The sequence below is a fragment of the Pseudomonas sp. Pf153 genome (genome assembly GCF_001269775.1).
GTDB classification, from domain to species: Bacteria; Pseudomonadota; Gammaproteobacteria; order Pseudomonadales; family Pseudomonadaceae; genus Aquipseudomonas; species Aquipseudomonas uvaldensis.
This window is the reverse complement of sequence record NZ_LHVL01000025.1, coordinates 273,798-296,925: the sequence shown is the minus strand read 5'-3', so window position 1 is coordinate 296,925 and position 23,128 is coordinate 273,798. Positions and strand designations below refer to the sequence as shown.

Genomic DNA, 23,128 nt, shown 5'->3' with positions numbered 1-23,128 from the left:
GTTTGCCTGACCTGGTTTGATACTGGACAATGTCTTATAGGTTGTAAACAGGTTGTTTTTAACACCGGCTGTTAAAAATTTCCCAATGCTGTCGAACCTTTTATTAACGATGCTCTTGTGCAAAGCAATGTATGAGGAAATCCATCATTGCACGTATTCCCGGGGCCGTTCGCATGTCGCGATGGACCACCAGCCATAGTTCGGCATGTAACGGCTTCTCTTCGATTGGAACCCTTTGCAAACCGCCGGGGGCATCGGCCATGAAGACCGGCAGCAACGCGATACCAGCCCCCGCCCTGGCCGCTTCGGCCTGCACGTCGAAAGATTTGACCCTCAGAACGACGGGCCGCTGGCCTGCGGCATTTTCCAGCCAGATGCGCTGGGGGGAGGGTTCCTGTTCATCGTCATGGGCAATGAATTCATAGGTTGAGGCGGTGCGGTTCTGAAGATAGGACGGTGCAGCAAAGAAACCGAAGTCCAGGGTGCCGATCTTGCGTATGACCAGATCCGTCTCGGTCGGTCGTCCGACGCTGATCGCGATGTCCGCTTCGCGCCTGGCCATGGAGGCCATGCGCGGGTTGGAGAGGATCCGCACATTGACGTCAGGGCATTGCCCCCTTAACCGACCGAGATGGGGCGCTATGAAATGCGTCGTCAGGTGGGGCGGCGAGCTAAGGGTTATGTCGGCGACTTTATCGGTACGTATCGCGCAGACCGCGCGACTCAACGCGCAGGCCGTTTCCTGCATGCGGTTACCCAGCTGGGCGATCCGTTCGCCGTTTTCGGTCAACTCGTATCGGTGGCTGCGTCGGTCCACCAGGCGTATTTTCAATGCTGTTTCAAGGGCAGCTATCCGTCGTGAAACGGTAGCGTGTTCGACGTTCAATGAACGCGCTGCGGCGGCCAGGGAGCGTATTCTCGCGAAGGCGATGAAGTACCGAAGGTTTTCCCAATCGAACTGGGTACTGTCCACAGGGAAATCGACGGCCTGCGTGGCTATGAGTGAGGTGCTGCTAACATCCATATCGTGACTCCGTCCGAGTGGTTCCGATCGATAGAAACTCCGCTGAATTCGATAAAGACCGTGGCTCGCCACGGTCTCCGATGAATGACTTTAGTGCAAAACCGCTTGGGTTTCCGGCGCAAGTCCCGGATGTCGTGCCCCATACACAAGCACCTTGGTCGCGATCGTCGTGGCTGCCAGCGCGCAGAAGACCAAGCCGCTGACAATGGTGCCTTCCATGCCCATGCGTGCGAGGAACCATCCGCCCGCTGTCGCGCCAAGCGTTACCCCCAGATTGATGAACGAAATGTAGAGACCTGTCACGAATTCGGGAGCCTCCGGGGCTTCGGAGGTCAGCCAGACCTGGGTGACGATCAGGCCGCTGGTATGGGTGGCTCCCCACAGCACAACGATCAAGATCATTGGCAAGATGGCCGCACTGGCGAAAAAGTGAAGGATCAGGTACGCCGCGCCCAGCATGACCGGGTGCATCAGCGTGGTGCCCACCTTGTTTCTTGACAGCAAGCGGCCTGCCAGCAGATTACCGGCCACTCCGCCCACGCCGAACAGGATCAGCATCGCACTGATCACTTCACCACTCATGCCGGCTTCACGGGACAGGTATTCGGCGCTGTAGGAATACACCGAAAACATCGCACCGAAAATCAGTGTGGAGGCCAGGATATTGAGCCACAGCGTCGGTTTGCGCAGGATGGCCAGCTGTTCCCCATAAGGCGTCCGCTGTCCGGCAAAGGTATCGGGTAACCGGGCGATGATGCCCAGGCCGGCAATCACGTTGACCGCTGTGCAGAACAGAAAAGCGGCTTCGTAGGAAAAACGCGCAGCGATCCAGGTTGTGATAGGTACGCCGAGCACCATGCCCATGCTGGTGCCGACAAACGCCTTGGCCGTCGCCTGCGTCGCCTGCTCCTTGGGATAAAGAGACACCACGGCGACAAACGCCAGAGAGAAATACACCGGATGGAAGAACGCCGGGATGATCCGCAGGATCGCGAGTGATCCGTAATTGGGCGCATAAGCCGACAGGGCGCTGGAACCGGCGAAGATGAACAACGACAGGGTCAGGATTCGCTTGCGGTTGTAACGCGAGAACCACAGCACCATGAAGGGGCCGAACACGGCGATGATCAAGGCGAACAGGCCCACCAGATAACCCGCTTCGGAGGCGCTGACGCTGTAGCGTTCGATGATCACCGGCAGAATACCGACCACGCCGAACTCAATGGTGTAGACACCGAACAAACCCAGGGCAATGAAGAACAACGGGTTGAACAGTTTCATGGCCTGTCCTCCAGGGTCACGATGACTTTGCCGAACTGCTCGCCGGCCTCCAGGTATTGGTGGGCCTGGACTATTTCCTCGAAGGCAAACGTCCTGGCGATCACCGGAAACAGGCTGCCGTCCACCAGACCGCTGGATACGAATGCCTTGCCCTGGGCAAACAGGACGGGATCGTTGACGACTTCGTGCAGCAGGTAGCCCCGCAGCGTGAGACTTTTTCCCAACACGGTGAAAAGCGGAAAGGGCGAGGGCTCGTTGCTCAGGGCTCCATATTCGATGATGATGCCGCCGCGGCGGGTGGCATCCGCCAAATGCTCGATACCCGGTCCGCCGACAGGATCGAAGACGACCCGGACGCCATCACCGGCGGTGATGTGCTCGACGCGCGCTGCCAGATCTTCTTTGTCGCTGACGATTACATGGACTGCACCGGCCGCCAGCAGTTTGCGCACCTTCTCCTCGCCACGGGTCACCGCGATAGGGATGGCTCCTACTCGGTTGGCGATCTGGATGGCGGCCAGGCCGACGCTGCTCGAAGCCGCGGTGATGAGAACGAAGTCCCCCGCGACCAGTCCCGCCACGGGCAACAATGCGCCCCAGGCCGTAAGATATTGCATCCAGACTCCTGCGGCCTGTTCCATGCTGAGCGTGTCGGGATGCCGGACCAGCATCGCCGACGGGACTACCGCCTGCTCGGCATAGGTCCCCCATCGAGCGATGCTGGAAGGGGGGACCAGGCTGACTGGGTCACCTATTTCGAAGTCGTGCACGGCGTTGCCCACGGCTTCGACAACACCGGCTGCTTCATACCCCAGTCGGCTGGGAAACTCGGCCTGTTCAAGGTATTGGCCGCGCCTGAACATCGATTCGGCGCGGTTGAGGCCGATGGCTTTTACGCGGATGAGGACCTCATCGGGGCCTGGCTGGGCGACTGGTAAATCCTCGATCCGTAGAACCTCTGGATCACCATATTCATGGAACCGAACGACACGTGTCATGGCTTTTCTCGCAAGGATTGGGAACGTTTGCAGTCTAGAGGCGCGTCCAATGCAGAAAAACGCGCTGGAGTTCCGGTGTTAACGGATATATGTGTCCGCAATGGGAATTGGTTGGCGCTGGGGTAGCCGGCGGCCGACGCTGCGAACCAGTACGTAGAACAGCGGTGTGAAGAGCAGTCCGAATGCAGTCACGCCCAACATGCCGAAGAACACAGCGACGCCCATTGCCTGGCGCATCTCTGCTCCGGCACCGGTTGAAATCACCAGGGGAACGACGCCCATGACAAAGGCAATCGAGGTCATCAGGATTGGTCGAAGTCTCAGCTTGCTGGCCTCCCAGGCGGCGTCCATCGGGGTATGTCCCTGGCGTTCCAGTTCCCTGGCAAACTCGACGATCAGGATGGCGTTCTTCGACGCCAGGCCCACCAGCACCATCAGGCCGATCTGGGTGAAGATGTTGTTATCGCCTCCGGTCAGCCAGACGCCCGCCAACGCCGAGAGCACACCCATCGGCACGATCAGGATCACAGCCAGCGGCAACAAAAGGCTTTCGTACAGTGCCGCCAGTACCAGGAAAACCAGCAACGTGCTGACCGCCAGTACCCAACCGGTTGCGTCACCGGCCAGCCGCTGCTGGTAAGTCAGGTCTGTCCATTCCATGCGTATACCTTGAGGCAGGGTCTGCCGGGCGATGCGCTCGATGGCCGCCTCCGCCTGGCCCGAGGAGTAACCAGGGGCAGGCGCGCCGTTGACGTCCGCCGCTGTAAAGGCGTTGTAATGCACGACCATTTCCGGCCCGTAACCGGGATCGACCGATAACAACGTCGACAGGGGAACCATGTCGCCGTATGCATTGCGTACCTTCAAGCGCGTGATGTCTTCGGGATTGGCCCTGAACGGCGCATCGGCCTGTGCCCGAACCTGGTAGACACGCCCGAAAAGATTGAAGTCGTTGACGTACAAAGATCCCAGGTAAATCTGCAGGGTTTCGAACACATCGGTCACCGAAACGCCGAGCTGCTTGGCTTTGACCCGGTCGAGATCGACATCCAGTTGGGGCACGTTGATCTGGTAACTGGAGAACAGCGGCCCCAGTTCCGGCGCTTTGGCAGCCTCGGTCATGAAGGCTTTGACTGCGCTGTCGAGGGCGACATAGCCCAGGCTCGCCCGGTCCTCGATCTGCAATTTGAAACCGCCAAGCGTTCCCAGGCCCAGGACCGGTGGCGGCGGGAAGACTGCCGTGAAGGACTGCGAAATCCTGCCGAATTCGCCATTGAGGTCGGCTGCTATCCGGTTCGCCCCCAGCGCCTCGCCGGAGCGTTCGGCAAAGGGTTTGAGGATCACGAAAATGATTCCCGAGCTCGAGGAATTCATCAGGCCGTTGACGGACATGCCAGGAAACTCGAGCGTATGGGCAACGCCAGGATGCTTGAGTGCGATGTCGTTCATCTGCTGGATGACCTGCTCGGTGCGGTCCAGCGAGGCTCCGGCAGGCAATTGGGCGAAACCCACCAGGAATTCCTTGTCTTGTGCCGGGACGAACCCCGTTGGCAACGTGTGGCTGAGCCATGCGCAGGCACACAGCAGAACGCCGAATAACGCGAACGTCCTGCCCTTGTGCGCCAAGACACCGCGTACGCCGGCGCCATAGCGGTTCTCGGCCTGCTTGAACCGGCGATTGAAACCCTTGAAAAAACGCCCCATGACCTTGTCGATGCCACGCTCCAGCGGATCCTTCGGTGCGCCATGTGGCTTGAGCAGCAGCGCACAGAGGGCGGGAGAAAGCGTCAACGAGTTGAACGCCGAAATCACCGTGGAAATGGCAATGGTCAAAGCGAATTGGCGGTAGAACCCACCGGAGAGACCGGGCATGAACGCCAACGGAATGAACACACAAACCAGCGTCAGGGTGATGGCTATGATTGGTTTGCTGACTTCTGCCATCGCCTGGTGAGTCGCCTGGCGAGGTGACAGTCCCTGGCTAATCGTGCGTTCGACGTTTTCCACGACCACGATCGCATCATCCACGACGATGCCGATCGCCAATACCAGGCCGAACAATGACAACGCGTTGATTGAGAAACCGAACGCCAGCAGGAACGCCAGTGTGCCAACGATGGATATCGGCACGGCCAACAGGGGAATGACAGAGGCCCGCCACGTCTGCAGGAACACGATGACCACCAGCACGACCAGCACGATGGCTTCGAATAGGGTGCTGATGACCGCATCGATGCTGGAGCGAACGAACTGGGTCGGGTCGAAGACGATTTTGTAATCGACGCCGGCCGGCATATCGGCCTTGGCTTGAGCCATGATTTCCCGGGCACGGGTAGAGATATTCAGTGCGTTGCCGCCCGCCATCTGGAAGACGCCGAAGCCCACCGCCGGTTGTCCGTCCACCAGTGAGCGAAGCGCGTAGGTCGAAGCCGCCAATTCGATCCGGGCCACATCGCGCAAGTACGTTACGCCTCCATCCGGCACCGTTTTGACGACGATGTTGCCGAATTCCTCTTCGGTTTTCAGGCGACCCTGGGCATTGACCGAGAGCTGCAGCGGGACGCCAGGACGCATGGGTGAAGCGCCTATGACGCCGGCCGCGACCTGGATGTTCTGTTCCCGGATGGCCTGGACCACCTCGCCGGCGGTGAGACCTCGCTGTACCACGCTGTCGGGGTCGATCCAGATGCGCATGGCATAATCGCCGCCGCCCCAGATGCGCACTTCGCCGACACCGGGAATACGTTCGAGCTGGCTCTTGATGTTCAGCACGCCATAGTTGCGCAGGTAATTGGCGTCGTATTCGTTTTTGGGCGACACCAGATGAATCGCCAGGGTCTGGGTCGATGATGATTTGCTGGTGGTCACTCCAAGGTTCAGTACATCGGCTGGCAGGCGCGGCAGGGCTTCGGATACCCGGTTTTGCACCAGTTGCTGAGCCTTGTCCGGGTCCGTGCCCAAGGCGAACGTCACGTTGATCGCCAACGTACCGTCGCTGTTGGCTTGGGATTGCATGTACAGCATGCCTTCCACACCGTTGATGCGCTCTTCAAGGGGCGCGGCGACACTTTCAGCCACCACTTTGGGGTTGGCGCCTGGGTATTGAGCATTCACCACGATCAACGGCGGCACGACATCGGGATACTCCGACACCGGAAGTCGCGTGAGTGAGAGAATGCCGGCCAGCAGTACAAGGGCGCTGAGGACACCGGAAAAAATCGGACGGTCGATGAAGAATCCGGACATGTTCATCATTGTTGCGCCTGTGGTTGTGACGGCGCGCGTACCGGAGCAACCTGGGTGCCCGGCGTCGCCAGGTGCAAGGAACTGACGACAACCTGTTCCTCGGGTTCGATCCCCTGGTCAATGACACGTAGCGCGCCCTGGCGTATCCCTGGCTTGACTTGGCGGTACTGAACGCGGCCCTCTGAATCGACCACCAGGACGTATTTTTTGTCCTGGTCGGTGCCGATGGCGCTGTCGTCAACCAGGGTAGCGGGGCGGCTGGCGCTGCCTGGCAGCAGAACCCTGGCAAACAGGCCCGGGCGCAGCTCGCCGTTGCTGTTGTCGAAACTGGCTCTGACCCGGATAGTGGCTGACCGGGTATCCAGGCGATTATCCAGGGAGCTCAGGTTGCCTTTGCGTGGATAACCCTCTTCATGGGCCAAGCCGAGCATGACCGGTACCGGATCGGCCGCCGGGCGGTTGCCCAGGTAGCGCAGGAAGGTTTGCTCGTCCACATCGAAGTCAGCGTAGATCGGTGAGATCGACACCAGATTTGTCAGGGCCGTGGAGCGTTCCCCCACGTCGACGATATTGCCCGGTGTCACTTCTACCCGTGAAGCTCGACCGTCGAACGGCGCGAGGATGCGGGTGTGCTCCAGGTCGAGTCGGGCCAACTCGACCCTGGCCTGGGCTTCATTGACCCTGGCCTGGGCTTCGTTGGCGCTCTGTATGCGCTTGTCCAGGTCGGTTTTTGCGATGGCATTGCTGGTGATCAAATGCTCGTAGCGCTGCAGCTCTTTCTGGGCGAACAGACTCATCGACCTGGCTGCCACCAGCGCGGCCTGGGCTTGTTGCAGCGTGGCGGCATAGGGGCGCGGATCGATCTCGAACATCAGGTCGCCTTTGCGCAGCAGCGCGCCGTCCTTGAAGTGGACGCTGATGAGCGTACCGGCCACTAAAGGCTTGATGACCACGGTGTCGGTGGCGACCAGGCGACCGGTATAGCTCTGCCAGTCAACGACGTCACGTGTGACGGCACTCATCACTTGCACTTGGGGCAGCGGCGCGGAGGCGGTTGTAGCCTGGGCAACCGGCGACCGCGTGCCGATTGCCAGGCCGGCTAGTGCCACCAGCACCAATACCCCTAGTGCCCAAGCGGGCACGCCGGTCAACCTGCGAATAAACAATGACATGGCAAGCATCCTTTCTAATGGAAAAATCAGACTTGAGGGACACTCAATGGCCGTTCGATCGGCTTGGCCCTGCCCCAGCGCCGCATGGCGGGCCGCTCGACGAACGCAAATAGCAGCCAGCCACCCAGGAGCGACAGGCAGAACGTGGCCGCGAGAATGAGAGACGCCGGTACAACAGCAAAACGTTGCCCGTCCAACAGCGACGTCACGCACATCATGATCAGCAGGTGGATCATGTAGAACCCGAACGAAATCTCCCCCAACCAGACCATCAGCGGATGGCGAAACCAGGATTTGCGTTGCGCAACATCGGCGGCAGCCAGGCTGGTAATCAGTAAGGCAATCGGAATGACGGTGGTGAGTGACAGGCTGTAGATGAAGGGCACTTCTCCTGCGAGGAAGTACGCCACCGTCGCCAATGTCAGGGCCGGTGCGACCGGGATGGCAACCCAGCGTCCCGTCATCAGAATCCGCGCCATCAGCATGCCGAGAACGAATTCGAACAGACGAAGTGGCGGAAAGTAATACGCCAACCACCACTGGTTCAGGGAGATCGGGTATTCGGCGATATGGGGCGCATCGTTGACAAACTCGGCGATGAGCCAGTGAGTTGCAGCCATTGCGCAGACGGTCAGGCCGGCGGTCAACCAGAGTCGGTCCGCTGGAACCTTCCACAACGCGCGTAAGAGAAACGGGAACGCCAGGTAGAAAACCAATTCACAGCACAAGGACCAGGAGGGCCCATTGACACTGAGGAAGACCGACATGTCCGGCACCCAGGCGTGGATCAGCAACAAGTTGGGCAACCAGGCGCCGAGGGCCGTCAGCGGTACGGCGAACGCGATCATTGCCAGGATGAAGGTCACCAGATGGTTGGGGTAGATCTTGACCAGGCGTCGACGCCAGAATGCCCCGAGCGTATCGTTCCTGCGGGCCGACCAAGTGATGACGAAACCACTGAGCACGAAAAAAAACGAGACCCCAAGCCAGCCGCCCACGCTGAACAAGCGCTGAAAGCCGGCGACGATGTGCTGGTCGGCAAAAGGATTGAACCCGATGATGTTCGTCAGTGAGGCATGAAAGAGGAACACCAGGGCGGCGGCGACAAACCGAAATCCCGTCAGAGAGTCGAGGCGCACGTTGGCATGGCTGTGGTACAGGCGTGAATGCGTCATGAGTCGATACCTTTCAATAAAGATCCGTGGCACTGTCGAAGGCCGAAGTGCCGGGCCAATTCCATGGGGCAGATCGCCAAAACAAAGCTGAACAACTCAAACTGCATTCGCATGAAGGCCGGCTTTCAAGCCGGTCTTTTCATGATGTCTCCTTATCGCATCGCAAGGCATGCGTCATTCAAGCGCCATACACGGCATTGCACAGATCGACGGTGAACTGCCCGAACATCCCCTCGAACGCGGTATTTGTGAACGCGACCACCGAGATCTGCTGCGCCGGATCGACAAACCAGGAATGACCAAAAGCCCCACCCAGGCGCCAGGTACCGACGGACTCCGGGGTTTGTGCCGCCGGCGGGTCAGTCAACACGGTGAACCCCAGGCCGAAACCGCGGCCAGGCCAGTTGGCGAGCTCCAGCTGGCCGGTCTGGACGGTTCCCATCTCTTTCGCCAGGTTTGCCGGCATGAGAGGGCCACCCCCCTGGCGCAATGTTTCGAGCAAGGTCAGGAATTCTTCGGCGGAGCCGATCATCCCGGAGCCCCCGGAATGGTAGGCGCTGCTGTCGAGGGCCCGGTCCGCATCCATCCGGATGCCTGCGGTGTTCTCGAAAACCTCGATCACTTCGACGCCATTCATGCGACGAGGCGCGGGATCGGCATTGAGATAGGCGGCCGTCAGGCGGGAGGTGTCGATAACATTGAAACGGGTATCGGTCAGGCCGAGCGGCTCGCACACCAGTTGATTGATCGCATCGGCCAGACTGCTCTCGCATACCCTGGCGATGAGCGCGCCCAACACGTCGGTGGCAATTGAATACCCCCAATCGGTACCAGGGCGATAGAGCAGCGGCGCGGTTGCCAGTCGCCGGATGTTCTCCTCCAGGGTGAGCGGCGCGTTTTCCAGACCGTCGCACACACCGGCACGCGCGTAGGCACCGCCACCCTGGGCTTCGAGAAAACCGTAGCCCAGGCCGGCCGTATGGCTCAGCAATTGGCGTACGCTGATCGGCGTTCGGGTGCCATCCGCCAGGGTTGGCTGGAACTCCGGTAGCCAGCGGGCGATAGGATCATCCAGGCCAATGCGACCTTGGGCCACCAAGGCCAGGGCGGCGGCGCAGGTAATCGGTTTGGTAACCGAAGAGAGCCGGAACAAGGCGTCGGTGCGCATCGGCAGGCCAGCCTCTCGGTCGGCCAGGCCCGCGGCGTTGCGATAAGTGATTTCGCCGCGACGGGCAACCAGCACCACGGCGCCCACCAGGCGTTTGTCTTCGATGGCACTGGCCAGGGCAGCGTCGATTCGCGTCTGCATGGGGTCAGTGGCGATAGCGCTGGATAATTGGATGGATTCTTTTGCGGTCATGATCGCGATTCCCTGCTGTAATGGACGTCGCCATGCTAGGTCGCAGACGGCAGAGGAAACAGAGGCTAGAATTCCGGACACATCGGACGTTTCGTTCCGCAATCCAAGGCGCAAAACTCAAGGAGAGAGTGTGGACAACCTCAGCGGAATCTCGGTTTTCGTCCAGGTCGCCGAAACTCGCAGTTTTGTCGCGGCCGGACGGCTACTGGGGGTGTCGTCATCGGCGATCGGCAAAAGCGTCGCGCGCCTGGAACAGCGCCTGGGAGTCAGGCTGTTTCATCGCAGCACCCGAAGCATCAACCTGACGGCGGAGGGCATGCTTTTCCTGAATCGCTGCCAGCGCGTGCTCAATGAACTGGAAGCGGCGGAACTTGAGCTATCGAGCACCAGCAGCGAACCGCGGGGCAAGCTACGCGTGAGCCTGCCCCTGGCCGGGCAGTTCCTTTTCACGTTGTTGTCCAGCTTTGCCAAGCGATACCCGGACATCCATCTGGAACTGGACTTCAGCGACCGCCTGGTGGATGTCGTGGAAGAGGGCTTTGATGCGGTGGTCAGGACCGGTGAGTTGAATGACTCTCGCCTGGTGGCGCGGCGACTGGGCGCTTTCCGTTTCCTGCTGGTGGGCGCCCCGGCCTATTTCCAGGCCCAGGGTATGCCCGTGGACGCCAGCGACTTGAGCAACCACGACTGCCTGTTATACCGGGTGCCATCGACCGGCAAGCTCGAACGCTGGCCGCTACCGGACAAAACCCACAACGGCGCGCAGGATCTGCGGGCCGTGCTGGTCTGCAACAACATCGACATGCTTTTCAACGCCGCGATAGAGGGACGGGGCATCGCCTGCCTGCCGGAATTTGCCGTCAAGGAGACTCTTGAATCCGGGGAACTGCAGGCCGTGCTAACTCAAGAGGTAACCCGCACCATCCACTTCAGCGTGCTGTGGCCGCCAAATCGCTTTATCACACCCAAGCTGCGCTGCTTCGTGGATTTCATCTCCTTGCATATGTGAGCGGGCGGGGATGTCGGGGCGCGGCGCGTCCGGATCCTGAGAAACCAATGAGTCAGCCGATCAAGAGGGTGCCGCTGACGATTACCGCGCATGCCAGGACGCGGCGTGCAGTGAGTGTCTCGCCGAGGAACACGTAGCCAATCAACGCGGCGAACAGCACGCTGGTTTCGCGCAGCGCCGACACCGCGCCCAGGGGCGCTTCGTTCATGGCGTAGATGACGATTCCATAGGCCAGCAAGGAGACCAGCCCGCCGGCCAAAGCGGTAAATATTCCGGGCCGGAATGAGAACAGGCTGCGGGCGTCGCGCACACCGATGTACACCAAAGGCATCAGGACGCCCCACAAGGCACACATCCACACGGTGTAGGCCAGCGGCGCGCCGGAGAGCCGGGTGCCGATGCCGTCGGTGACGCTGTAGGCCGCGATGAAGCAGCCTGTTCCCAGCGCATAGGGCAGGCTGGGAACCGACAGTTTGCGCCCACTGAACGCCAGCGAAATGATTGCGCCCGACACCAGCGCGATTCCCAGTAATGTGCTGGGGGCGATGTGTTCTCCGGCAAAGATCGCGGCGCCCAGGGTGATCAACACAGGTGACGAGCCACGGGCAATCGGATAGGTCTGCCCCAGGTCGCCGAGCCGGTAACTGCGCACCAGGAACAGGTTGTAGCCGACATGCAGCAACGCCGACAGCAGCGCGTAGCCCCAGCTGGCGGGCGCTGGCGGGACCATGAACGCGGCCGCGACAATACAGGCGATGGCGACCGCGATGCACATCATTGTCATCGACCAGAGCCGGTCGGCGCCGCCACGCAGCAGCGCATTCCAACCGGCGTGGAGGAGCGCAGCGAAAAGAATCAGCAAAGTGATATGGATAGGCATGCGCCGATGTTAAGCAACCCGGTGCCCGGACGACAGAGAAGTCTGCTCATCCTTTCATGAATAAAACTTCATGCATCATCCATTAATCCGTTGGAATTTCAGCGCCTCGCTCATCAACCACTGGCGGAAGCTGACAATGTGCGGTTGCGATTCGATGCCTTTCGGGCAGACGAAATAGTAGGCCAGCGGTGAAGGGAACGACACGTCGAACAGCCGCACCAGGCGACCGTCACTGATTTCGGCTTCAACGTGTCCGCTGCGTACCAAGGCGACGCCATGGCCGAGCAAGGCTGCTTCGACCGTCATGTTGGTATCGCCGAACCTGACACTCTCCTTGAGTGGCAGGAAATCCAGTCCGACTTTTTGAAACCAGGCCTCCCATTTCGGCGCCAACTCAGCGCCATCTCGCGCCAGCAACGGGTAGTGCAACAGTTCGACGGGGCTGTGGGGTGTCCCGAAGCGCTTCAGCAGATCCGGGCTTGCCACCGGAAACACCTGTTCACCGAACAGAAACTCAGAATACAAGCCAGGATAACTGCCCTTGCCGAGTCGGATCGCGACGTCCGCCTGGGCATCGGAGAAGTGGATGATCCTGTCCGTGGTGTCCAGTGAGACCAACAGCTCGGGAGACTGGCGGGCGAGGCCGGGCAAGCGTGGCAGCAGCCATTTCAGCGCGAAGGAATAAGTGGTGCTGACTTCGAGCCGGACCCTGTCCTTTTGTTCGCGCAGGTCGGCCAGGGTCGCCTCCAGGCTCATGAAGAATTCCCGCACGATGGGCGCCAGCGTAGCGCCTGCTGCGGTCAGGCTCAACGACTTGCCACGCTCGAACAGTTGCAATCCCCAAAGCGCTTCGAGATGCCTGAGCTGGTGACTGACCGCGCTCTGGGTGACATGCAGTTCCTCGGCGGCAGCGGTAAAGGTCGTGTGCCGGGTGGCTGCTTCAAAGGCACGCAATGTGGCGGTCGGTGGAAGGTCTCTCATATATGGATGTCCCGGCGAGTCTTGGAGATGCGAGGTATGAACGTGAGCTCATGTTAGAACATCTCAGCGGGGCAGGATCAGCGTATCGGCGACGAAGCCGGATGGCGGGTCGATGATTGCAAACGGCGGCAGGGCGCTCGTGGCCCTGGCGTCGTCGGCTGTATCTGCGTGTCTTCTACAGCGCAGGACGTTGCAGCTTGACCCATTCCTGCACCGTGGGTCGTTGCCACTGGCGCTGTGCGTATTCCACCAGCGCGCCGGGCACGGAGTCACCGTTGAGTATCAGTCGGTTGAGCATCACCGCCAGGTCAACGTCGGCAACCGACCATTGGCCGAACAGGTATTCCGGGTTGTCGGCCAGCAGCGCTTGTGCGGCACTCACCAGCTTGCGCGCTGCCGACTCGGCCGTTGGCGACAAAGGCGCCGATTTGACCCCGTAGAACACCACCAGTGTCGAACGCTCCTGTCGGATCGGGAGCAGGTCACTGCGCAACCATGCCTGTACTTGTCGTGCCTTCGCCCGTTGGAATCGATCCTGCGGATAAACCGGGGTCAGCGGGAAAGCCTCTTCCAGGTACTCGGTGATCGCCGATGATTCGGACAAGGCGAAGTCGTCATGCACCAGGGTCGGCACCCGCTGGGTCAGCGAAAGGCTCGAATAGTTCTCGGCCAGGTTTTCGGACGCACCGAGGTCTATGGGGTTCATTTCAAAGTCGATGCCCTTTTCACGAAGTGCCACGAAAACAGACATGGCATAGGGGCTGCAGAACTGGGCGTCAACGTACAGGCGCAGGCGGGACTGGGTCACGGGGGCATCTCCTTATGTATGAAGGGCCCACGCTACGAGTTCGCGCATCATAAATACAATTCAGGTTTTTCATGGGGGTATTCCTGGCCGGAATAGCGCTCAGTCAGCATCGCTCTTACGCCCGAAAAAACTGCGTCTACACTCGTTTTTGCTGGCCAGGAAGGATCGACGGCTGCCACAGGTTTTCGTTGGGTCCTTGAAAACTTTCTTCAAGACAAGGAGCTGTCATGACTTCCCCTGACTCTCTTGCGATTGCACAACCCATGAGTCTCAATCCGGCTGCCAGCGCATCTTCGAGTAAATGACTCAGCTGGGTTTGCACTCGGGCCTTTCATTGAAAAGTTTCCATAAGAGCTTGCGCCAACCGGCGCATTTCCCGGTCGTCGTGCAAGTCCACGGCGACTATTGCTGTCCACACTGCGCGTAGGAGAACTGTCGTGAATACACTGCAAGCCTTTCTTACCGATTCGAAAGCGCTTCCGCTTTTGTCGTCAGCAACGCCGCTCGTCCAATGGCAAGATGTCAGTACCAGCGCATTGGCGCAGTACGCGCCGTCCGACGCCTCATTACCCATGGGGCAATATGCGGTCGCCACCGTGATGAACTGGGCACCGGGGCAGGGCTTTGCCGGCGCTATCCCGACATGGGAAGTGGGCGATGGTACCTGGGGCGTCATCGGCTTCCTGCCGCATCCTGGATTGCAAGTGATGCAGATTCCACTGAGCGATCTGGCCGGCTATGACTTGACCGACCCACGGAGTTGCGGACAAGGCGTCATGCACTGGGCGCAGCTTGAGGAAAACGGTTCCAATCAGCTCGCGATCCCGATGTATGTCAACGATGGCGAGACGTTCAATGCGCTGGTGTTCACCCCGAGCTACCCGACCCTGACGTTCTACGATGCGCCGAACACCCAGCTGTATTTTTCACTCCAACAACCGGCCAAGCTGATCAATCTGATGGATCCGGCGGTCTGGGCCAATGCCGTCATGCGAGTGGCCAACAACCTGGGCTTCGCCGCCGGCTGGCCGACCTGGGAATACACCACGAACCGTGGCCTGATCGGTATCCCGGCCTATGACCTCGGTGCGGTGCCCGACGCGAGCGCCGAGAACGTCACCACCGTGCTCAAGTTGCTGCACCGCACGTTCTTGTCGCTGCAAACCTGCGAGAGTGTCTCCTCATCGCTGTCCTCCGGGGTCTTCGTCGATTTTACCGCCCCGGCGATTGCCGATCCGACGTTGCAGATTCTTACCGATTGCCTGTTCGGTGCCGTGCAGGTTTGCCTCAATGCCATTCCGGGTGTCGGCGGGCCGCTGGCGGCGCTCGTCTCGTCGGGGGTGCAGGTGGCCCTCGACGCGACCAAGAGCAGCGGCGGTACATTCTCGCTCGAGCAATACCAGACCATGCTCGTCGCCGCGTCCAATGCCACGATCAACTACGTCACCCAGTTGCACGACAAGTTGCAACAGGCAACCGGAGACGATTTGCAGACGCTGTGGCAATCCACGTACGACGATCCGCTCTCGGGACGCAGCATCACCCTCGGGCTGCTCGCCAATACCCCGGCAGAGGTCGTCAACGGTGACAGCTATTGGGCGCAACTGTCGCAGCAGCTGGAGGTGAGCTATCTGGACAACCTGAAGGTCCAGATCACCGCGCAGTTGTTCGGCATCTGGTCGCGCACTTACCAGAATCGGCCGGCGGACAAGCAGTGGTGGTACGGCACCGTTGCGTCGGTGACCGCCCCCGGCGGCGATTGCTCGAAGTACATTGCCAGCAGCGATAGCGATCTGTCGGTCTGGTACAACGATGCGCAACAGGTGGACGATTACGTCACGCTCAATGAGTGGTGGATGCAGTTGCTCGCCAGCAGCAGTCCCGAGTATCCACCGCCCTCGTTGGTGTACAACCTATTCTCCAACGACGGCTTTGGCGTGACGACCGGCTGGCTGGGGACGTTCACCAAGGAGCAGCTCTATACCCAGTTCTTCCTTCAACAGACCCAGATCGGCGTGATCGGGCCCCAGACGTGGGTGTACAACCAGTCGGATGCGATTGTCAGTGCCTCGATGATTGACCTGAAGGCAGGCTATGCGCTCGCCGGTTCTACGGACACCCACGGTCAGGTGCAGGTGTATTCATCCAACGCCATAGTCAGCGAGATGAACTCAACGTGCGGGTTCTCGCAGCCGGTCATTACCAACGAGTTGGCGCCCATTTTGACGTCCTGAGCTTCATCACAGAGATTGACAGTCCCCGGACGTGGCAGCGGACGGGGGCTGTATTGGGTGAGTGTGAACCCGCTTCCAGCTGCTACCCAGAGTCTCCTCATCCTTCCATGAGCAGACTTTAATGCATCCCAAATCCTTTGGACCTTCAGTGCCTTGCCGATCAACCACTGACGGAAGCTGACGATGTGCGGCTGCGATTCGATGCCCTTTGGACAGACGAAATAGTAGGCAAGGGGGACGGGAATGGCACGTCGAACAACCGCACCAGCCGGCCATCGCTGATTTCGGCTTCAATATGTCCACTGCCGAGAGAGACTCGGCAAGCGTGGCAGCAGCCATTTCAGGGCGAAGGAGTACGTGGTGCTGACTTCAAGCCGGCCCCTGCCTTTCTGTCCGCGAAGATCGGCCAGGGTGGCCTCGAGGCTCATGAAGAATTTCCTTACGATGGGCGCCAGCGTCGCCCCTGCTGCCGTGAGGCCGAGCGACTCGCCACGTTCGAACAACCGCAATCCCCAAAGCTCTTCGAGATGCCTGAGCTGGGGGCTGACCGCGCTTCGAGTCACATGCAGCTCATTGGCTGCAGAGGTAAAGGTTGTGTGTCGGGTGGCGACTTCGAAGGCACGCAATGTAGCGGTCGGTGGCAGATCTCTCATGTATTGGCTATCCGGCGAGTCTCTGGAAATGAGAGGCATGAACATTGGCTCATGTTAGAGCATCTCAGGGGGGAGGGGATGAGAAGTTGGCCATCGTGGGCTGATTGAACTGCATGCGGGACACCAGGGCTACAGCCGGCATGGCAATTTCCGTTAATCTCTTCCTTGCGCTCCCCAAGCCAATCAATTACCCCCTTTTCTTGCAGGCCCTCGGGTCCCGAACCGGATATCAATACACCAGGTTATGGTCAAGCACATCGAACCCGACATGACGCTGCTGAAAATGCCGTCCCTCAAAGCGGTGAAGTCGTTCGTAGCGGCTGCGAAATACCAAAGCTTTACCCGTGCGGCGGAAGCCTTGTGCGTTACCCAGGCCGCCATCAGCCGACAGATTCGGGAGCTGGAGGGATATCTCGGGGTCAATTTGTTCAAACGGGTTGGCCGGGCGGTGGAGCTGACCGAGGCAGGGGTGATTTTTTTCGACGCGGCCCAGATGTCTTTCGTCAATATTTCACAAGCGGCCGAACGCATCCGGACGAAAAACTCCGGCAAGAAGATCCTGACGCTCTGCTGCTCCCCGGCGTTCTCTGCACTGTGGTTGTCGGCGAGGCTGCCGACATTCTTTTCCCAGAATCCTGACATCGATCTTAATTTCATCACTACCCAGAATTTCCTGTCGATGGAGCCTGGGATCAAGCCCGACATCTTCATCACCAAGATGGCCAGGATCCAGGATGGCTACCGTAGCTATCCGTTGTTTCACGATGTCATTTATCCGGTATGCACGCCCCGATACCTGGCCGATCATCCCGAATTGTCGAGCCTGGAAGCCCTGCGCGATGGTGTTCTGTTGAACCTGAGCCCCTATGGGCGCGCCCAGGTCGCCGAGCACGTCGATTGGGGAGTCTGGTTTGCTTTCCACCGTATTGTCATGGACGAGCGTCCGCATGACAGTCCTCACGTGCTCAATGCCAACGATTACAACCTCATCATCAGCATGGTGTTGACCCATCAAGGGGTGGCGCTCGGCTGGAACCATCTGGTAGCGCACCTGATCGAGAGCGGCGCGCTGGTCCGCCCGGTCGCCGATGAGATGGTGCTCAAAGAGAGCTTGCATTATCTGACCTTCAGGGAAGATCGCCAGACGGATGAGGCCTGCTGTCGGCTCAGGGACTGGCTGCTGTCCCAATTCGGCCGTAACGCCGATTGATAACATTTTGTTATGCATTGATCGGCATAAAGGTTTCTTGTCGATGCGCAAGGCCAAGACGTAATCTTGGTCCAAGCCGCAAGCACCACTCGGCGTAACCAGAATAATGCCTCAAGGACTTACGACTGCCATATTCGTAGGTTTGAAAATAAGAAGCCGTCGTCACTGCCAATTGGGATAGATACGGTCTGATAAGGTTTTAAACGGCGAAAGCCGGTCTGCCCTGCATCGAGTACTGTCAGCCAGCGCTATAGACAGTGTTCTGATGACGCCTCAAATAATGGAAGTTTATACCGTGCTTCGAAGAGCGCAGGCCGTTGCGCTCGTTGATACTTCCGGTCATTCATATTCGGAGAAGTTGTCGTGAGATTCGAAGGTATTTATACACCCGCCGTCACGCCTCATAAGCCTGGTGGTGAAATCGACTGGAACGTATTTGCAGAAGTTCTGGAATATCTGGTGGAAGCGAAAGTGCATGGCATTATTATTGGAGGCTCGACGGGCGAGTATTATGCGCAAACCGCCGAAGAGCGTCTGAAACTTGCAGCTCATGCCAAGGATGTCATAAACAACAGTGTGCAACTCATCATTGGCACCGGTGCGATCCGAACCGAAGATGCCGTGTTGTTTGCCGAAGACGCCAGGGCCATCAAGGCCGACGCCATCCTTGTGACAACGCCTCCCTATGCGCTCCCGACCGATCAGGAAAACGCCATTCATGCGTTGACCATCGATCGTGCGGCCAACATGCCGATCATGCTTTACAACTATCCAGGTCGGATGTGCGTACAAATGAACGAGGAATACCTCGCACGCGTCGGCAGGTCGAAAAACGTTATCGCGATCAAGGAAAGTTCCGGTGATATGGGACGCGTGCACTTGCTCGCTCGTGAATTTCCACATATCGCACTGTCCTGTGGCTGGGATGATCAGGCACTGGAATTTTTCGCCTGGGGGGCGAGAAGTTGGGTGTGTGCCGGTTCCAACTTTCTGCCCAGAGAACATGTGGCGTTATATGAGGCCTGCGTGGTCGAGAAGAACTACGATAAGGGACGTCAAATCATGTCCGCGATGATGCCGTTGATGAACGCACTGGACGGCGGAAAGTTTGTGCAGTCGATAAAGTTTGGTTGTGAACTGAATGGGCTCAACGTGGGCGATGTACGTGCGCCGCTGCGGCCATTGAACTCAGAGGACAAACGCAGCCTTCAGACTGTTATCACTCATGTGAAGCGCACCGTCGCCCACATTACTTCGGGAGCCAACCATGCGTGATCTATTGACCGCGGCTGAATATGCAGCCATCGCCAAATCGATGTCGTTTCCCTCTAACGCATTCATCAATGGCTCGTTCAAGCCCGCGCTTTCGGGCAATACGTTTATCACCAGCAATCCCGCTACGGGCGAGGTGCTTGCCGAAGTCGCCGCCTGCAACGCCGATGACGTGAATTACGCCGTCAGCAAAGCCAGGGAGGCTTCTGAGGATGGTCGCTGGAGGTCGTTGCCGCCCGGCGAGCGCAAGGCCGTCCTGTTGAAGTTTGCCAAACTGCTGGAGGTCAATAGCCATGAACTGGCGGTCCTTGAAAGCCTGGACAGCGGCAAGCCGGTGCGCGAATGCCAACTGGTGGATGTACCGGACACCGTCCATACGTTGCGCTGGCATGCCGAGTTGATCGACAAGATTTACGACAACACCGCGCCAGTCGGTGATGGAGCACTTGCCCTGGTGGTACGTGAGCCGATTGGTGTGGTCGGTTGTGTACTGCCCTGGAATTTCCCGTTGCTGATGCTGGCCTGGAAGATTGGCCCGGCGCTTGCCGCCGGTTGCTCAGTCATTGTCAAGCCCGCCGAGCAAACCAGCCTGACCACGCTGCGGGTCGCCGAGTTGGCCTTCGAAGCGGGCGTGCCGGCCGGTGTGTTGAACATCGTCACCGGCACCGGGAAGGATGTCGGCGAGCCGATCGGCTTGCACAAGGATGTCGACATGGTGAGCTTTACCGGTTCGACAGCCACCGGCCGCCGATTCCTGCACTACGCGGCGGATTCGAACCTCAAGCGCATCGTGCTCGAGTGCGGCGGCAAGAATCCTGCCGTGGTCATGGACGATGCCGAAGACCTCGATCTGGTCGCTGAACAAGTGGTCAATGGCGCGTTCTGGAACATGGGCGAGAACTGCTCGGCGACCTCACGCCTGCTGGTGCATGAGTCGGTGAAGGATGAGTTGCTGGCGCGCATGGGCGCTTACATCCGTGAATGGAAGATGGGCGATCCACTGGATCCTCACAATCGGGTAGGGGCCCTGGTCAGCCCGGAGCACTTCGAAAAAGTGAAGTCATACCTTGAGTACGCCACGGCTGGAAAACTTGAAGTGGCCTACGGCGGTGAAACCGAGGGCGACGCCTTCGTCGAGCCTACGGTTGTCGTTGGGGTCGACCGGGAAAGCCGGCTGTTCCAGGAAGAGATTTTCGGTCCTGTACTGTCAGTCACCACCTTCAGTTCAATCTCTGAAGCCGTTGCCTTGGCAAACGACTCGGTATACGGCCTCGCCGCCTCGGTCTACACCGGCAGCCTGCGCAAGGCGATCAAACTGTCCCGTGAGATTCGGGCCGGTATCGTGACCGTCAACTGCTTCGGCGAAGGCGATGCGTCCACGCCGTTCGGTGGTTACAAGGAGTCCGGCTTCGGCGGTCGAGACAAGTCCATCTTCGCCCATGACCAGTACACCGAGCTGAAGACCATCTGGATCGATGTGTCGGATCGCTCCGTGGACGAGACCGTAAAATGAGCCACCATTGCATCAAGCGCTTGCCGGTCGATACCGGGGTTTCAGGGTGGGAAGCCATCTCGACGCGTGTGACGCCGGTGCGCATGCTTGATGGCAATGTCACGGCGGACTGGTTGATCATCGGTGCCGGATTTGCCGGATTGTCAGCCGCCCGCCGCCTGTCCCAGTTGCGCCCGCAGGACTCCATCGTCGTCGTCGATGCCCATGAAATCGCCAAGGGGCCGGCCGGTAGGAACTCGGGTTTCATGATCGACGTACCGCACAGTCTGTCATCGGGCGAGTACTCGGTCGCCGGCGAGTCCGCCACGGCGTTGGAGATTGCGCAGAACCGGTTTGCCATTGAGTTCGCGGCGCAAGCGGCGCAGGAGTACGGCATGACGGCCGAAACGTTCGATCCGTCCGGCAAGATCAATGCAGCGGCAACCGAGCGCGGCATCAAGCTGAACCTCAATTACGCCAAATCCCTGCAAGCCATTGGTGAGCAGTACGAATTGCTCGATGCCGCCCAGATGCGCGAGATCACCGGATCGAATTATTACCACGGGGGGCTCCGCACGCCTGGCGCGGTGATGATTCAACCGGCCCAGTACATCCGCGACCTGGCCCACGGCCTGGCGGATAAAATCACCCTGTTCGAGCGCTCACCCGTGGTCGAGTTATCCCGTCAGGGGGGCAGTTGGCTGGCCAAGTCTTATCGTGGTCGCGTCAGTGCCGCCAAAGTGATCCTCGCGGTCAATGGTCATGTCGAGGATTTCGGCCACTTTCAGGGCCGCCTGCTGCATGTGTTCACCTACGCTTCGATGACGGCGGCCTACAGTCATGCTGAGTTCAATCGTGACGTTACCGGGCAGGCCCGGTGGGCATTGTTGCCTGCCGATCCAATGGGAGCGACGGTCCGCAAGGTCACTGCAAATGGCTTGTCGCGAATCGTCATCCGGACCCGATTCACGTATGACCCGAGTATTCAGGTCTCGCTCAAGCGGGTGGCGCAAGTGGCGCAGGAGCAACGACATTCTCTGGATGCGCGCTTTCCTGAATTGCAATCGACACCGCTGGAGTTCAGTTGGGCCGGACGTCTTTGTTTAAGCCGCAACAGTGCTCCGGCGTTTGGAGAGGTGGAGGAAAACCTGTATTCGGCGTGCTGCGAAAATGGTCTGGGGACCGTGAAGAGTACGCTGGCAGGTGTCATGGCTGCTGAGCTGGCAACCGGGACGGATTCAAGGTTTCTCGAAACCTTCAGCCGCAGCCCTGAACCCAGCAAGCTTCCGCCAAAAATAATAACCAACCTGGGGGTCGGCTCGGTCATTCGCTGGCAAGCCCTCAGAGCAGGTCGAGAAGGTTGACTGCCCTGTACCACAACGGCTTCCGTTCCCCGGAAGCCATCACTCTCTGTTGATAGGTAGATGAGGAAGACCATGAAAAAAATGTGGAAGGCACTGTGCGCCCTCGCAATGGTGGGCCTGATGAGTTTGTCCGCCCAGGCGGAAGAAAAGACGATCACCATGGGAACATTGTCGTGGGAAGACCTGACGCCCATCACCGGCATCACCAAGAAGGCGCTGGAAAATTCCGGCTACACCGTGAAAGTCGTCGAGTTCTCCGAGTGGGGCATTGCCTACGCCGCCCTGACCAAAGGGGATATCCAGGTGCTGGCGTCGCAAATCGACTACGCGGCTTACGACTACTGGAACAAGAACAAAAACCGCCTGGAAAAACTTTCGCCGGTTTCCTTCGGGCTCTATCAGGGCATCGCCGTACCGAAGTACGTGACGATCGATTCCATCGACCAGCTTAACGACAACGCCGATAAGTTCGGCAACAAGATCATCGGCATTGAACCAGGCTCGGGCTTGATGAGCGATGCCACAAATGCGGTCAACAGTTACGGCCTCAAGCCCAAGTTGCTCGAAGGCAGTACTGCGGCAATGACCGCAGCGCTGAAGTCGGCGGTAGACCGCAAGGAGTGGGTAGCCGTCACTGTCTGGGAACCGTCCTGGATGGCGCAGAAATATGACCTCAAGTTCCTGAAGGATCCAAAGGGTGTTTTCCCACCCGCACAGGGTTACTACTGGGTAGGGCACAAGGGTTTCTCCGAAAGCTACCCTCACGCACGTGAAGTGATGGCGGGCGTTTACGTTCCCCTGGCCGACATCACTCAGATCAATAGCGCAGTCAAGGACGGTAAAACCATGGCTGAAGCGGTCAAGGACTGGACCGACAACCATGCCGAGCTGATGAAGCGCTGGGCTAATGTGAAGAATTAAGACGCACGTAGTTTGCCACTGCCGCCTTTCGTTCAATGAGAGAAGCCA

The 23,128-nt window shown here is 59.2% G+C and carries 18 protein-coding genes and 1 pseudogene; 7 read left to right on the top strand and 12 right to left on the bottom strand.

What is annotated here, in order from left to right:
- Window positions 1–103 precede the first annotated feature (103 nt).
- From AD666_RS16625 to AD666_RS16595, 7 genes are all read right to left on the bottom strand, one after another.
- Window positions 104–1,024: a LysR family transcriptional regulator gene (locus AD666_RS16625; RefSeq protein WP_082339817.1), complete on the bottom strand. Its 921-nt coding sequence runs from the start codon at window positions 1,022–1,024 to the stop codon at window positions 104–106.
- Window positions 1,025–1,114: 90 nt separating this feature from the next.
- On the bottom strand, window positions 1,115–2,305 hold the full coding sequence (locus AD666_RS16620) for an MFS transporter (protein ID WP_053154093.1): 1,191 nt from the start codon (window positions 2,303–2,305) through the stop codon (window positions 1,115–1,117).
- Window positions 2,302–3,303 carry a zinc-dependent alcohol dehydrogenase family protein gene (locus AD666_RS16615; RefSeq protein ID WP_053154090.1) on the bottom strand — a complete coding sequence of 334 codons (1,002 nt, stop codon included), beginning with the start codon at window positions 3,301–3,303 and terminating at the stop codon, window positions 2,302–2,304. The genes AD666_RS16620 and AD666_RS16615 overlap by 4 nt, the downstream gene beginning before the upstream one ends.
- 78 nt (window positions 3,304–3,381) lie before the next feature.
- Window positions 3,382–6,555, bottom strand: coding sequence for an efflux RND transporter permease subunit (locus AD666_RS16610; RefSeq protein WP_053154087.1), 3,174 nt, complete (start codon window positions 6,553–6,555; stop codon window positions 3,382–3,384).
- Window positions 6,555–7,721 (bottom strand): efflux RND transporter periplasmic adaptor subunit, encoded by a 1,167-nt coding sequence (locus AD666_RS16605; RefSeq protein WP_053154086.1) that lies wholly within the window; start codon window positions 7,719–7,721, stop codon window positions 6,555–6,557. The genes AD666_RS16610 and AD666_RS16605 overlap by 1 nt, the downstream gene beginning before the upstream one ends.
- A 26-nt stretch (window positions 7,722–7,747) precedes the next feature.
- On the bottom strand, window positions 7,748–8,896 hold the full coding sequence (locus AD666_RS16600) for an acyltransferase (RefSeq protein WP_053154085.1): 1,149 nt from the start codon (window positions 8,894–8,896) through the stop codon (window positions 7,748–7,750).
- Between the two features lie 178 nt (window positions 8,897–9,074).
- Complete coding sequence (locus tag AD666_RS16595) at window positions 9,075–10,205, bottom strand: serine hydrolase domain-containing protein (protein WP_371259603.1); 1,131 nt, start codon at window positions 10,203–10,205, stop codon at window positions 9,075–9,077.
- A 181-nt stretch (window positions 10,206–10,386) separates the two neighbouring features.
- On the opposite strand from AD666_RS16595, the gene AD666_RS16590 reads away from it, so the two are divergent.
- The gene (locus tag AD666_RS16590) at window positions 10,387–11,265 is read left to right on the top strand and encodes a LysR family transcriptional regulator (protein ID WP_053154078.1); all 879 of its coding nucleotides are present in this window, start codon (window positions 10,387–10,389) and stop codon (window positions 11,263–11,265) included.
- A gap of 52 nt (window positions 11,266–11,317) precedes the next feature.
- Here AD666_RS16590 and AD666_RS16585 read toward each other — a convergent pair whose 3' ends face one another.
- The 4 genes from AD666_RS16585 to yfcF form a co-directional block, all read right to left on the bottom strand.
- Entirely contained in the window at window positions 11,318–12,145 is an 828-nt protein-coding gene (locus tag AD666_RS16585) for an EamA family transporter (RefSeq protein WP_053154074.1), read from the bottom strand.
- Window positions 12,146–12,220: 75 nt separating this feature from the next.
- Window positions 12,221–13,126, bottom strand: coding sequence for a transcriptional regulator GcvA (gene gcvA / locus AD666_RS16580; protein ID WP_053154070.1), 906 nt, complete (start codon window positions 13,124–13,126; stop codon window positions 12,221–12,223).
- A gap of 63 nt (window positions 13,127–13,189) precedes the next feature.
- Window positions 13,190–13,399, bottom strand: a complete 210-nt coding sequence (locus AD666_RS26460; protein WP_156315952.1) for a YceK/YidQ family lipoprotein — start codon at window positions 13,397–13,399, stop codon at window positions 13,190–13,192.
- Window positions 13,302–13,934: a glutathione transferase gene (yfcF, locus tag AD666_RS16575; protein ID WP_053154067.1), complete on the bottom strand. Its 633-nt coding sequence runs from the start codon at window positions 13,932–13,934 to the stop codon at window positions 13,302–13,304. Before yfcF ends, AD666_RS26460 begins: the two co-directional genes overlap by 98 nt.
- Before the next feature lie 437 nt (window positions 13,935–14,371).
- On the opposite strand from yfcF, the gene AD666_RS16570 reads away from it, so the two are divergent.
- Entirely contained in the window at window positions 14,372–16,168 is a 1,797-nt protein-coding gene (locus AD666_RS16570) for a hypothetical protein (RefSeq protein WP_156315951.1), read from the top strand.
- A gap of 134 nt (window positions 16,169–16,302) precedes the next feature.
- Here AD666_RS16570 and AD666_RS16565 read toward each other — a convergent pair.
- Window positions 16,303–16,821: pseudogene (locus AD666_RS16565) on the bottom strand (LysR family transcriptional regulator); the annotation flags it as partial.
- Window positions 16,822–17,065: 244 nt separating this feature from the next.
- On the opposite strand from AD666_RS16565, the gene AD666_RS16560 reads away from it, so the two are divergent.
- The 5 genes from AD666_RS16560 to AD666_RS16540 all read left to right on the top strand — a co-directional run bounded on the left by AD666_RS16560 (window position 17,066) and on the right by AD666_RS16540 (window position 23,080).
- Window positions 17,066–18,031, top strand: coding sequence for a LysR family transcriptional regulator (locus AD666_RS16560; RefSeq protein ID WP_053154062.1), 966 nt, complete (start codon window positions 17,066–17,068; stop codon window positions 18,029–18,031).
- A gap of 363 nt (window positions 18,032–18,394) precedes the next feature.
- A complete protein-coding gene (locus AD666_RS16555) occupies window positions 18,395–19,306 on the top strand; it encodes a dihydrodipicolinate synthase family protein (protein WP_053154058.1) in 912 nt (303 codons plus the stop codon).
- Window positions 19,299–20,816, top strand: a complete 1,518-nt coding sequence (locus AD666_RS16550) for an aldehyde dehydrogenase (RefSeq protein ID WP_053154055.1) — start codon at window positions 19,299–19,301, stop codon at window positions 20,814–20,816. The genes AD666_RS16555 and AD666_RS16550 overlap by 8 nt, the downstream gene beginning before the upstream one ends.
- A complete protein-coding gene (locus tag AD666_RS16545; RefSeq protein ID WP_053154053.1) occupies window positions 20,813–22,159 on the top strand; it encodes an FAD-binding oxidoreductase in 1,347 nt (448 codons plus the stop codon). Before AD666_RS16550 ends, AD666_RS16545 begins: the two co-directional genes overlap by 4 nt.
- Before the next feature lie 72 nt (window positions 22,160–22,231).
- Entirely contained in the window at window positions 22,232–23,080 is an 849-nt protein-coding gene (locus tag AD666_RS16540; protein WP_053154050.1) for a glycine betaine ABC transporter substrate-binding protein, read from the top strand.
- The last annotated feature ends 48 nt before the right edge of the window (window positions 23,081–23,128 follow it).

What these genes read in the sequence shown, in the direction of transcription:
- AD666_RS16540 (WP_053154050.1), top strand. Translation starts at nt 22,232, where the DNA reads ATGAAAAAAATGTGGAAGGCACTGTGCGCCCTCGCAATGGTGGGCCTG.
- gcvA (WP_053154070.1), bottom strand. Translation starts at nt 13,126, where the DNA reads ATGAGAGACCTTCCACCGACCGCCACATTGCGTGCCTTTGAAGCAGCC.
- AD666_RS16610 (WP_053154087.1), bottom strand. Translation starts at nt 6,555, where the DNA reads ATGAACATGTCCGGATTCTTCATCGACCGTCCGATTTTTTCCGGTGTC.
- AD666_RS16605 (WP_053154086.1), bottom strand. Translation starts at nt 7,721, where the DNA reads ATGTCATTGTTTATTCGCAGGTTGACCGGCGTGCCCGCTTGGGCACTA.
- AD666_RS16585 (WP_053154074.1), bottom strand. Translation starts at nt 12,145, where the DNA reads ATGCCTATCCATATCACTTTGCTGATTCTTTTCGCTGCGCTCCTCCAC.
- AD666_RS16600 (WP_053154085.1), bottom strand. Translation starts at nt 8,896, where the DNA reads ATGACGCATTCACGCCTGTACCACAGCCATGCCAACGTGCGCCTCGAC.
- AD666_RS16620 (WP_053154093.1), bottom strand. Translation starts at nt 2,305, where the DNA reads ATGAAACTGTTCAACCCGTTGTTCTTCATTGCCCTGGGTTTGTTCGGT.
- AD666_RS16560 (WP_053154062.1), top strand. Translation starts at nt 17,066, where the DNA reads ATGGTCAAGCACATCGAACCCGACATGACGCTGCTGAAAATGCCGTCC.
- AD666_RS16545 (WP_053154053.1), top strand. Translation starts at nt 20,813, where the DNA reads ATGAGCCACCATTGCATCAAGCGCTTGCCGGTCGATACCGGGGTTTCA.
- AD666_RS16615 (WP_053154090.1), bottom strand. Translation starts at nt 3,303, where the DNA reads ATGACACGTGTCGTTCGGTTCCATGAATATGGTGATCCAGAGGTTCTA.
- AD666_RS16625 (WP_082339817.1), bottom strand. Translation starts at nt 1,024, where the DNA reads ATGGATGTTAGCAGCACCTCACTCATAGCCACGCAGGCCGTCGATTTC.
- AD666_RS16595 (WP_371259603.1), bottom strand. Translation starts at nt 10,205, where the DNA reads ATGCAGACGCGAATCGACGCTGCCCTGGCCAGTGCCATCGAAGACAAA.
- AD666_RS16550 (WP_053154055.1), top strand. Translation starts at nt 19,299, where the DNA reads ATGCGTGATCTATTGACCGCGGCTGAATATGCAGCCATCGCCAAATCG.